General features: G+C 66.4%; 8 protein-coding genes. 4 read left to right on the top strand and 4 right to left on the bottom strand.

The window, feature by feature from the left end; all coding sequences use genetic code 11:
* Nucleotides 1-155 precede the first annotated feature (155 nt).
* Complete coding sequence (locus AC1DBQ_RS17590; protein WP_091252400.1) at nucleotides 156-350, bottom strand: DUF1918 domain-containing protein; 195 nt, start codon at nucleotides 348-350, stop codon at nucleotides 156-158.
* A gap of 338 nt (nucleotides 351-688) precedes the next feature.
* Between AC1DBQ_RS17590 and AC1DBQ_RS17585 the strand changes: the two genes are divergently transcribed.
* From AC1DBQ_RS17585 to AC1DBQ_RS17570, 4 genes are read left to right on the top strand one after another with little or no spacing between them, the layout of a single operon-like run.
* On the top strand, nucleotides 689-3,880 hold the full coding sequence (locus AC1DBQ_RS17585; protein ID WP_476929739.1) for an efflux RND transporter permease subunit: 3,192 nt from the start codon (nucleotides 689-691) through the stop codon (nucleotides 3,878-3,880).
* Nucleotides 3,877-4,347 carry a hypothetical protein gene (locus AC1DBQ_RS17580; RefSeq protein ID WP_476929738.1) on the top strand — a complete coding sequence of 157 codons (471 nt, stop codon included), beginning with the start codon at nucleotides 3,877-3,879 and terminating at the stop codon, nucleotides 4,345-4,347. The genes AC1DBQ_RS17585 and AC1DBQ_RS17580 overlap by 4 nt, the downstream gene beginning before the upstream one ends.
* Before the next feature lies 1 nt (nucleotide 4,348).
* Nucleotides 4,349-7,489 carry an efflux RND transporter permease subunit gene (locus tag AC1DBQ_RS17575; protein ID WP_476929737.1) on the top strand — a complete coding sequence of 1,047 codons (3,141 nt, stop codon included), beginning with the start codon at nucleotides 4,349-4,351 and terminating at the stop codon, nucleotides 7,487-7,489.
* 43 nt (nucleotides 7,490-7,532) lie between these two features.
* Entirely contained in the window at nucleotides 7,533-8,426 is an 894-nt protein-coding gene (locus tag AC1DBQ_RS17570; RefSeq protein ID WP_476929736.1) for a hypothetical protein, read from the top strand.
* Between the two features lie 13 nt (nucleotides 8,427-8,439).
* Here the strand turns inward: AC1DBQ_RS17570 and AC1DBQ_RS17565 are convergent, their stop codons facing one another.
* The 3 genes from AC1DBQ_RS17565 to AC1DBQ_RS17555 form a co-directional block, all read right to left on the bottom strand.
* Entirely contained in the window at nucleotides 8,440-9,585 is a 1,146-nt protein-coding gene (locus AC1DBQ_RS17565) for a serine hydrolase (protein WP_476929735.1), read from the bottom strand.
* Nucleotides 9,586-9,733: 148 nt separating this feature from the next.
* On the bottom strand, nucleotides 9,734-10,939 hold the full coding sequence (locus AC1DBQ_RS17560; RefSeq protein ID WP_476929734.1) for a type II toxin-antitoxin system HipA family toxin: 1,206 nt from the start codon (nucleotides 10,937-10,939) through the stop codon (nucleotides 9,734-9,736).
* Nucleotides 10,939-11,136 carry a helix-turn-helix transcriptional regulator gene (locus tag AC1DBQ_RS17555; RefSeq protein WP_476929733.1) on the bottom strand — a complete coding sequence of 66 codons (198 nt, stop codon included), beginning with the start codon at nucleotides 11,134-11,136 and terminating at the stop codon, nucleotides 10,939-10,941. Before AC1DBQ_RS17555 ends, AC1DBQ_RS17560 begins: the two co-directional genes overlap by 1 nt.
* Nucleotides 11,137-11,783: the final 647 nt, after the last annotated feature.

Genomic DNA, 11,783 nt, shown 5'->3' with positions numbered 1-11,783 from the left:
GCACCGGCGTCAGCAGCGTCAGCAGCGCCCGCGGCGGCGGAGCCACCACCGGGTACGGGTCCAGCGGCGGCAGCTTTTCCGGCTCCGGGAGCTCGTCGGGTTTCTAGGGCGGAGCGTCCTGGGGCCCAGTTCCCGGCGCCCTCCTCAGGTCCCCTTTAKGGCCCGTTCCCGGCTCGTTCGACGACGAAATCCCCGCCGGGGAACATKATCGTCTCGTGGCCGTCGTCGAATCTGACGTGGTACGGGGGCGCCCCATCGGCCCCCTTGACCTCAAGGATCAGACCGTGCCGGTCCGTGGACTCCACCGTGGTCCCACGGATGATGATRCGGTCTCCTGCGGCTGCCTTCATGGCGGTCACCTGCATTTCTATTGACGCCTGTGTGCCCGAAGATCATTATTGCTCTTGACGGCTGGGGGGCGCTATGGCMTTGGACCAAGGAGCCGCGCCGTGCGTAGCAAACGGGCAGTTTGCCCAACAACTCAAGCATTGAGCTCCAACTTCCTGAAGGCCGGTTGCGCGGCAGGACCGCCTCATTGCGCGGCCGCTCCACCGGCCGCGCACAGCAGCCCCGGCTACCGACGACGTCAGCACCTCATCCCCCTTGACCGGACCCTTCTTTGCTGCGCCCTTGTTGAGTGCGGCCTGCTTGAGTGCGGACACGCTGTGGAGCCTGCGCGGTACCGGCCATGATGGGTGCAATCCTCCGCTGGGTCTTGCAGTTCCGGCTGTTGGTCCTCGCCGCGGCAGCGGGAATCCTGGCCCTCGGGCTCACCAGCCTGCCGGGCATGTCCGTGGACACCTTTCCGGAATTCGCCCCGCCGCAGGTGGAAATCYAGACTGAAGCCTTGGGACTTTCGGCCGCCGAGGTTGAGCAGCTCATCACGTCGCCCATGGAAGCCGACCTGCTGAACGGTGTTGCCTGGGTGGAGGCGATCCGGTCCAAGTCCGTGCCAGGCCTTTCCTCAATCCAGATGGTCTTCAAGCCCGGGACCGATCTCTTCCGCGCTCGCCAGCTGGTCTCCGAACGGCTGACCCAGGCCCGCGCACTCCCCAACGTGTCGGCGGCACCCGTGCTGATGCAGCCGCTGTCCTCGACGAGTCGGGTCATGATGATCCGGCTGACCTCCAAAGACATGTCGGCCATCGACATGTCAGTGCTGGCCCGCTGGACCATKAAGCCCGGGCTCCTGGCCGTGCCCGGCGTCGCGAACGTGGCGATCTGGGGCCTGCGGGACCAACAACTTCAAGTCCTGGTGGATCCGGCGCAGCTCCAGGCCAAGGGGGTCACGCTGGATGAAGTCATCAAGACGACCGGCAACTCAGTATGGGTTTCGCCACTGAGCTACCTGGAGGCGTCCACACCGGGCACCGGCGGCTTCTTCGAGACGGGCCACCAGCGGATCGGTGTTCAGCATGTCCTGCCGATCACCACGCCGGAGGACCTGGGCCAGGTTCCCATCGAGGGGGCCAGCGGCAATCTCCTGCTCAAGGACGTGGCCACCGTGGCCACGGACCACCAGCCGCTGATCGGCGACGCCCTGCTGAGCCGGGACGCCGAGTTGCTGCTKGTCATCGAGAAATTCCCCGAGACGAACACGATGGACGTGACCCGCGGCGTTGACGACGCACTCCGCGCGCTCCAGCCGGGCCTGCCAGGGGTCAMCATCGATACCAGCGTGTACCGGCAGGCCTCATTTATCGACAACGAGGTCGGAACGCTCGGCATCGCTCTGCTCATTACTCTCCTGCTGATCGTTGCCCTGTTCGGCGTCTTCTTCCGTTCCTKGCGCACGGCCCTGATCAGCCTCATCACCATTCCGGTGTCGCTGACCGCGGCGGCGCTGGTGCTCGACTGGCGCGGCGCCGGGATGAACACCATGGTCCTGGCGGGCATGGTGCTGGCCCTGGCGGTCATCGTGGGCGATGTCGCAGAGGACCTCAACGGCATTGCCCAGGCACGGCGCCAGCAGGCGCAGAAGCAAAAGGCCCAGAACCAGGAGGCGCAGGACGGGGAAGCCCAGGACCGGCAACCGGGCGATTCAGTAATCCCGGCGGCCCTGCGGGCTGTCCGCACGCCGATCCTCTACTCGCTGCTGATCATGGCATTGGCTGTCATGCCTGCGCTCTTCATTTCCGGTGAGAACGGCGCCCTCTTCGGGCCCTTGGTGCAGAGCTACCTGATCGCCCTGGTTGTCTCGATGATCATCGCGATCACCGTTACGGCCGCCCTGGCATTCGTCCTTCCTGCCGGTTCCAACGCGCCGGAGCGCCGGTCGCTAAGGCGGCTCGAAGGCGCGTACGGCCGGCTCGTGACGCGCCTGGCGGGGAAGACACGGTGGGTGTTCGCTGCCGCGGCGGTGGTTGCACTGGCCGGACTCGCGCTCGTTCCCCAGCTGGCCGGGAGCAATCCCGTCGTGCCGGTGCTGGCGGACAAGACCCTGGTGGTGCATTGGAACGCGAGTGCCGGAACCTCCGACCAGGAAATGAGCCGGGTTACCGCGGCAGCAGCCGCAGAGCTGCGCGCCCTGCCCGGCGTGGCCAACGTCGGCGGGCACGTCGGGCGCGCCATCACCTCCGATCAGGTCGGCGACGTCAGCTCCGGCGAGCTGTGGGTGACGGTGGCCGACGACGCCTCCTACGCCGACACGGCCGCCGCCGTCGACCGGGTGATCGCAGGCTATCCGGGCCTGACAAGCAAGATCTCCACCTACCCCCAGGAGCGCATCGACCAGATCCGGGAAGAGGCGGACAGCGGCTTTGCCGTCCGGGTCTTTGGACTCGACCCGGCGATCCTGCGGCAGAAGGCGGCGGAGGTGCAACAGTTGCTGGAGCACACGGCCGGAGTCGTCAACCCCCATGTCGACCTGCCGGCCGAGCAGCCGATCGCCGAGGTCAAGGTGGACCTCGCCGCGGCCCAAAAGGCCGGCGTCGTCCCCGGCGACGTCCGGCGCGCGGCCGCCGCACTGCTGCAGGGCATTGAAGTCGGGAACCTCTACGAACAGCAGAAAGTCTTCTCGGTCATCGTGAAGGGGACTGCAGCCACCCGCAACAGCCTGGACAGCGTCCGCGACCTGATCATCGACACCCCCAACGGCGGACATGCCCGCCTCGGCGACATCGCACAAGTGACCATGGTCGGGAACGAGTCCGTCATCCTGCACGATGACACGTCGCGGCGCATCGATGTCAAAGCCGAGATCCAGGGCCGCCCCCTGGGCGACATCCAGCGCGACATCGACGCAAGCCTGCAGAAGATGCAGTTCCCGATGTCGTACCACGCGGAAATCCTCACCCAATACGCCCAGCAGCAGAGCAATTACCAGTGGCTCTGGCTCCTCGCGGCGGTTGCCGCGGCCGGCATCCTGGTCCTGCTGCAAACGGCGACGGGAAGCTGGCGGCTTGCCGCACCGCTCTTCCTCGGTCTGATCCTCGCGCTGTCCGGCGGCGTGCTGGCCGCCGAGGCCACGGGCGGGGTCAACTCGCTGGTGGCTCTGGTCGCCTTCGCCGCCGTCCTGGGGAGCGCCGTCCGCGGTGCCCTCCTGTTGACCGGCCACGTCCGGAGCCTGCGTGCCGGGGACGCCACTGCACCGTGGCCTGCCCTGGTGGTCCGCGGGACCCGGGAGAGGCTGGGTCCCGTGCTGATGTCGACCCTGATATCGGGCCTGGCGCTGTTGCCCCTGGTCCTCTTCGGGGGCGTCGTCGGAACGGAAATCATCCAGCCGCTCGCCGTCATCATCTGGGGCGGCCTGCTGACAACGCTTTTCTTCACCCTGATAGTCGTGCCCGCCGTGCTGCTCAGATTCGAGCCGAAGCCGGCACCCGGCGCACAGACCGGCCAGGGCTCCGCTGCACGGACTGAAAGTMAGGATGCATCATGAATTCCACACCTTCGCAGCAGCGGGGCAACAAGGTTGCGTCATTCATCATCGGGGCGTTTGTGACGGCGTTGACGGCGCTCAGCATCGCAGGCTGCAGCCCTACGCCGGCAGCCGCCCCGGCCGACGGCGATCCTGCGGTCGTTGCCGAAGTGCCCGGCACGGACCTGCACCGGCTGACCCTCACCGAACACGCCGTCGAACGCGTCGGAATCGAAACCGCCGCGACGGCCACGGATCCCCAKACCAAGAAGCTCACCGTCCCCTACGGGGCCGTAATCTATGACAGCACGGGCAAGACGTGGGTCTACACCAACCCCGAGCCCCGGGTCTACATCCGCCAGCCCATCACGGTCGAGCGCATCAACGGCGACGTCGCCGTCCTGACGGCGGGGCCTCCGGYAGGCACCGTAGTGGTCACCACGGGGGCCGAGGAACTCTTCGGCGCTGAATTCGACACGGCCCACTGACATGCGCTGGCTCATCGGGATCAGCCTCCGATTCAGGACGGTCGTCGTCGCCCTCGCATGCGCCGTCATGCTGCTCGGTTCCCTGCAGTTGAGTGCCGCGTCCGTGGACGTCTTCCCTGAATTCGCCCCGCCCCGCGTGGAAATCCAGACCGCCTGCCTGGGGTTGACCGCCCAGGAAGTCGAAGAGCTCGTCAGCGTGCCGATCGAGGCCGCCGTGAGCGGCATGCCGGGCCTGGACGAGCTGCGGTCAAAGTCCGTGCCCCAATTGTCGTCGATCGTGCTCGTTTTCCACGAGGGCACGGACCTGCTCAACGCCCGGCAGCTGGTGTCGGAACGGATGGCCTCGGTGACCGCGGCGCTGCCCACCTGGGCGGCCCCGCMGGTGATGCTGCAGCCGCTGTCCTCGACCAGCCGGGTCATGAAGATCGGGATGACATCCCAAGACCACTCGCTCATCGAAATGTCGATGCTGTCCTACTGGACGATCCGGGCCCGGCTGCTGCGGGTTCCCGGCGTGGCCAACGTGGCCATCTGGGGTGAGCGGCTCCAGATGCTKCAGGTGCAGGTTGAACCTGACAAGCTCAAKGCCCAGAACGTCYCCCTCAACCAKGTTATGGAAGTCACCGCCGGTGCCCTGGACGCCGGCCTGCTGAAATACTCGCCCGGACGGTTCATCGGCACAGGCGGCTTCATCGACAGCMCCACCCAGAGGATGKGCATCCGTCACGTCCAGCCGATCCAGACCCCTGCAGACCTGGCCCAGGTGACCATTCGGGAAAAGGACGGGGTGGCACTGCATCTGGGCGATGTGGCCCAGGTGGTGGAGGACCATCAKCCGCTCATTGGTGACGCCGTGATCAACAACGGCCACGGGCTCATGCTGATCGTCGAGAAGCTGCCCTGGGGCAACACCCTGGATGTGACCAGGGGCGTGGAGGAGGCCCTGCACGAGCTGCAGCCGGGCCTGAGCGGCATCAACTTCGACACCACGATCTTCCGCCCCGCCAGCTTCGTTGAGGAGGCAATCTCCAACCTCAGTGTCGCGCTGCTGCTGGGCTGCCTGCTGGTCGTCATGATCCTCGTCGCGTTCCTCTTCCAATGGCGCACGGCACTGATCAGCCTCATCGCCATTCCGCTGTCCCTCCTCACGGCCGCACTGGTGCTGTATTTCACGTCCAGTTCGATCAACACGATGGTCCTGGCGGGGCTGGTGATCGCCGTCGGCGTCGTGGTCGATGACGCGATCATCGACGTCGAGAACATCATGCGCCGGCTCCGGCAGCACCGCGCCCAGGGCGGTGACGAATCCGCGTCGTCGGTGGTCCTGCGGGCCTCGCTCGAGATGCGGAGCCCGATCGTGTACGCGACGCTGATCATCGTTGTCGCGGCCGTGCCGATCTTCTTCCTGGACGGGCTCACGGGCGTCTTCTTCCGCCCGCTCGCCGTCGCCTACACCCTGGCCGTCCTCGCCTCCATGCTCGTGGCACTGACTGTCACACCGGCCCTGGCGCTGATCCTTCTGGGCAACGCCAAACTCGAAGAACGCGACCCTCCCCTGGTCCGTGTGCTCAAACGCGGCTACCACGCCGCCCTGTCCAAGAGCATGAACAGGCCCCGGTACGGCTACGCCGGCTTTGGGGTGCTGGCGGTGGTGGGCCTGGTCATCGCTCCCCTGATGGGCTCGTCCCTGTTCCCCACCTTCAAGGAACGGGACTTCCTGATGCACTGGGTCTCGCAGCCGGGCACCTCTGCCGCGGAGGAGTACCGGATCGCGCAGCGTGGCTGCGAGGAATTCCTCAAGGTCCCCGGCGTCCTGAACTGCGGGACGCACATTGGGCAAGCGTTCGCCGCGGACGAGATCGTCGGTGTCAATGCCGGCGAACACTGGATCAGCATCGACCGCCACGCCGATTACGACAAGACGGTCGCCGCCATCCAGGAAGTGGTCGACGGCTACCCGGGACTGCACCGCGACGTCCAAACGTATCTGAAGGAGCGCATCGAAGAGGTCATCACCGGCGCCAGCGAGCCCATCCTGGTCCGGGTGTACGGGGACGATTTGAACGTGCTCCGGGAACAGGCGCAGCGGGTCAAGACCATTTTGGACGGGATCCAAGGCACCGAGGACGCGCATGTCTCCCTTGAAGTGGAGGTCCCCCAGATCGCCGTCACGGTCAATCTGGCCGCGGCGCAGAAGTACGGGCTCAAGCCCGGCGACGTCCGGCGCGCTGCCGCGACGCTCGTTGCGGGCGAGGAAGTCGGGGACGTTTTCCGCGACGGCCGGGCCTACGACGTTCAGGTCTGGAGCACCCCGGCGACCCGGGCCAGCGTCACCAGCATCGAAGACCTCCCCATCGACACGCCKAGCGGACAGCGGGTGCGCCTGGCCGACGTCGCGAGCGTGAGTCTGCAGCCGACGCCGAACCAGATCGACCGCACCAACGGCTCCCGCCGCGTGGAAGTGGGATCCTTCCTGGCCCAGGGGGCAGACCTCGGAAAGGTGGTCGGCGCGCTGCAGTCGCGGCTGGAAAGCCTGGATCTGCCGACCGGCTACAGCGTGCAGCTGCTTGGCGAGTACACCGAACGCGAAGCGGCAACGAACCGCTTGATGATCTTCTCCGCGGCGGCGCTTGCCGTGATCCTTCTGCTGCTGCAGGCGTCCTTCCGGAGCTGGCGGMTGGCCGTGCTGTCGCTGCTGACGCTGCCGGTGGCCCTGGTGGGCGGCGTCATAGCCGCCTACATGACCGGCGGTGTCCTGTCCCTCGGGTCCCTCGTTGGCTTCCTTACCGTGATGGGGATCGCTGCCCGCAATGGCATCCTACTKATCAACCACTGCCAGTATCTGGAAACGCATGAGGGCGAGACCTTCGGCCGTCCTCTGGTGATGCGCGGGGCGGCGKAGCGGCTCTCGCCGATCCTCATGACCACCCTGGCCACCGGGCTGGCGCTGGTGCCCCTGGTCGTCATGGGCAACATCCCCGGCCATGAAATTGAACACCCCATGGCCGTCGTCATCCTGGGCGGCCTGGTCACCTCTACCCTGCTCAATCTGTTCGTCGTTCCCTCGCTCTATCTCCGGTTCGCCAAATMCAAGAAGACCCGTCAGAAGGAACGCGCGGCCGCCGGCCCGGCGACCGTTTGACCCCGGCTACGGGCCGGTCTGGAACCCCAAAAAGGAATGTCCGATGTTGCACAAGAACATTGCCGTAGTCAGTTGCCTCGTGGCGTTGCCGCTGTCACTCCTCACGGCCGGTGCAGCGGACGCCGGTACCGGCCCCGCGCCGGCCCGCGCCTCGACCGGGACCGCGACAGACTGCGGCCCTGGTTCGCTGCCCGACTTCAACGCCGGAAACTTCCCGCACKAGCCCACGGTGGACAACACCTGGCTTCCCATKAAGCCGGGAACCCGTTCCGAGTTCAGCGGCACCGTCACGGACCTCACCACGAGTCCGCCGGAGGTCCATACGCACCGCGTGGTGTCGATCGTGACGGGACTGACAAAGGAGATCGACGGAGTCCGCGCGGTGGTCCTGTGGGACCGGGACTACAACGACGGAGTCCTTGAAGAATCAGAACTGGCCTTCTTCGCGCAGACCGAAAAGGRAGCCGTCTGGCTCCTGGGTGAGTACCCGGAGGAGTTCGACGCCGGAAAGTTCACCGGCGCCCCMAACACCTTCATCACAGGAGTCGACAAGGCACGGGCAGGCATCGCCATGTTGGCGCACCCCTCGAAAGGCTCTGGACCCTACACGCAGGCATCAGCGCCCTCGATTGGCTTCCTGGACTGCGCCCAGGTGGCCAGCCGGAAGGCCAATATCCTGAAGATCGACGAATTCAACCCGCTCGACGGGGCCTCGGCCGGCCATCAGCAGAAGTACTACCGCGCCGGAGTGGGAAGCTTCAAAGTCACGGCCTCCGGCGGGGACAGCCAGGAAGTTCTCAACCTTGACTCGACCACGACGCTTGATGCGGCTGCCCTGGCCGCCGTMAACAAGCGGGCGCTGGCTCAGGACCGCCACGGCTATAAGGTCAGCCCTGACGTCTACGGCACCACCGAAAGGGCACACGCCGGTTCCTAACAGCCATCATTGCTCAGAACAACGCGGCGGTCACCGTCCGGGTGAGCTGCTGAATGATCGCCGTACGGGGGCCCATGTCCGAATAGTCGCGGCCGCGCGTGTACACGACGAACACGAAGGCGCGGCCGTCCTTGTCCAGGACACTGGCATCATGCAGGTTTCCGAACAGCAGCCCGTACTTGTGGTGAACCCCTATGCCGGGCGGAACCGCGGGCGGGATCAGGGTCTCGTAGTTGGTGTTCTGCATGTAGGACAACAGCTGGKACGTGTTGCGCGCATTGAGCAGCTGCCCCGTGTAGAGCAGGTAGAGGGTCCGCGCCATCTCCTCCGGGGTCAGCAGGTTCACCGTGAAGTCGTAGCCGATCCCGATTGACGCGGCGTAGTCCGTCATCCGCCGCTGACCGACTGCACGAAGTATCAGGAGCCATGAATCGTTGTTGCTCTGCTGAACCATCTGGCGGATCTGGGCCCCGGCCGTTGAGGCGCCCAGCGGGGCAGTCAGTGTGGCGCGGCCGGTTTCCACGAGGTGGTAGTAGGCCGACGCGGCGAGGATCTTGGCTGTGCTGGCCGCCACAAAATTGCCCTGGATCCCGTAGCCGTGGACCACTCCGTCCGAGACATCGATCAAAGATACCCCCAGTGCATACGCGCTGTTGGCCGCKATGATCGCGTTGATCCGGCTGCCCAGTTCGGGAGTGATCGTCGGGACCGTGACGGCAGCGACGGGCTCGTCGGCGATTTCCGCGGGCGTCGTGACGGAGGCGGCCGGAGTCGCGGAGGCCGCGGGCGTCGTGACGGAAGGGGCCGCAGTCGCGGACGGGGCGGGGAGGGCCAGATCAGTGGTTTCCGGCTCGGCAGCTTCCGGCGCGGCCGCCTGGCGGGCGTCAGTGACTGCCGGCGGTGCCTGGGCCGTGAGCGGGGACGTGACGGCGGTACCGGAAACCGCAGCGGCCGCAGCAGCCGCGGGCTCATCCGGAATCCCCGCCTGGCCGCTTGCGTAAACGCTGCCTRTCACCGCCAGGGCGACTGCGACGGCGGCCGCCGTCAGGTACTGCGGCCGGATCCTGCCCACCCGCCAGGCGAGGGGCCACKGTCCGGGCTTCGACCCGTCGGCGGCCCGGTGCCCGCCGGACCCGTAATGGCGCGCCGGCTCAGTCATCCCGAGCTTCCCGGGGATTTTGCTCGAAAACGTTCGCAGGCATGTTTCTCCCTCGGACGGCGACTGGCCGCTGTGGGGCACTAAAGTCCCTGAATTCTGCACCCTCCCCGGACCCCGCGCAAGAGCCTGGCCGTGGGAAAAGCTGCGATCAGCCGGTCAGTTCCCGCCGTCGAAATCCCAGTTCCCGCTGCGCACCGCGCAGCGGCGACCCGGTKAACGGCAAGTCCTCCAGCCTGACGGTGCCCGCGGCAGCGAGCGCGGTCCTGTTGGCCGAGKCCGCCGCTCTCGGCGGAAGGCCCAGCGTGCCGGCAAACTCTGCCCAGTGCCTCGCCTTGAGGTTCCTGGTCTTCCCCGAGACGGGCAGAGCGAGGGTTTCGTCGCCGTAGAGGAGGGTGCACGGGACGTCGAAGACCGGGGCGATTGTGCGTTCCGGTCCGTGCCCGAGGACGGCCAGGTTCTTGGCATGGAGGTCGCCGTTGCCGGTCAGCCAGGCAAAGACAAACTGCAGGTAGAGGTTGCGGCTCGCGACCACTGGTGCCTTGCAGATCCCGGCCAGGGCCGCTGCCACCTGCTCTGAGCTGACGCCGTACTTCGCCGCCGGCGGCAGCCCCAGCACCTGGGTGCCGTCCTCGAGGGGAAGCCGGATCCAGTCGCCGGCCGGATTCCTGACGCGGTCGAACCGTTCCACCAGCAGACCGGGGAGGCCGTTCCGGTCCGCGATGACCCGGCTCTTGGCCACCGGGATCTTCAGCGACTTCGCGGCGCGCAAATGAGCGGCCTCGTTGACCACCAGATGGGGATGTTCCGGCGGGTCCAGTTTGAGCACGTAGCGGTGCCCGCGCAGGGCGAGCGGGGTGGTCAGCATCGAGGCGCTGGTCTTCCGCTGGACCCCCGGCAGGCTGTGCAGGTCCACCGTGTTGGCCAGCACGGAAAAGTCGAGTTCCTCCGGCCGGGACGTGTCTGCAAGGCTGGGCGGTTCCGCCGGAGGGGCGCCCGCGGGGACCACCTGGACGTCTCCCGGCACGTCCGCCCCGACAGCCAGCAGGAGGGTGAGTTCGTCGTCGAAGCTGGTCTTGGTCGCATTCTTCAAGACCGTGAGCCGGTGCCMCTCGGGCAGGAGTCCGGCGAAAAACGCCGGCAACGCCCCGGCAGGGCTCTCCACCGCTGCCGCGGACAGCGGGAGGGAGACGGCCACGGCAGGCTGGCCGGACGTGAGATAGYCCGGGAGATAGTCGAACCTCACCGCKCCGGAATCGGTCCGGCTCAGGTGTCCGGCCCAAACGCCGCTCTTATATACGTCCGCGGACCGGACGAACTTCAGGTCCTGCAGGTCCTCCGGCGCCGGGACCCCCATTACTGCACCGTCAGATGCAGGCCCAGGACATTGCTGACGGCGATGACGGCCTGCAGCGACGGGTTGCCGCTTCCCGTCTCGATGGCCCGGACGGTGCGCACCGAAGTTCCCGCCAGGTGGGCCAGGTCCTCCTGCGTGATTCCGGCGTCCTTGCGGGCGCTCCGGATGCCCGCAGCCACTGACAAAGCATCACTCATAGCCGCGCCCGCCTCCCGTATTCCCCGCACTTCCCGCATTCCCCGCACCGGAAGAGGCAGGATGCTKCCGCTTGGGYGGGTCATGGCTCCCATCMTGCCTCAGTAACTGCAATTCGGCAAGATCCTGCCGGAACGGCGGTGGGGCGGGCGCCGAACATGACCGAAACCCCCAACCGGCAGGATCCTGCCTCCAATAAAACAGTTCAAGCTAAGTCGCTGTGGGCTGGAACTGTGAATCGCAGCGGCATCAGGCGCGCATCTATAAGCGCTATTTGGCGYAACCAGTGCTGTAGGCTCCGGTTCGAACCATGGGGGATTGATGCTGAACCACTTTCGCGAGACACAGGAGGCACGATTTGCGACCTCTGCACGCCGAATCTATGGCTTTGTCTCTGGCGGCTTMGTGGTTGCCGTCATGGCATTCGTCGTTGCGGGTCTCGCCCCTATATGGATTTCCTGGGCGACCGTCGTCGTTTCTTGCGTTCTGGACGCTTTACTCACCAGAAAGTGGATCAGAGAAGACGCACTCGAAGCCTATCGAGGCGGCCCGCCCGGCTGACTTTGCTCAGGGCTGTGTGCGCCGGGCAGTGTGATGAYAGTGGCTGCAACGGCCACCATCAAAACAATACGGGGGGGGTGTCCCTATG

The sequence above is a fragment of the Arthrobacter sp. 10T413_2 genome, assembly GCF_056394205.1.
The sequence above is the reverse complement of the archived record's forward strand: the minus strand, read 5'-3'. Positions and strand labels throughout refer to the sequence as shown.

Bases quoted from the DNA above. Each gene is read 5' to 3' on its own strand.
- AC1DBQ_RS17555 (WP_476929733.1), bottom strand. From the start codon at position 11,136: ATGAGTGATGCTTTGTCAGTGGCTGCGGGCATCCGGAGCGCCCGCAAG.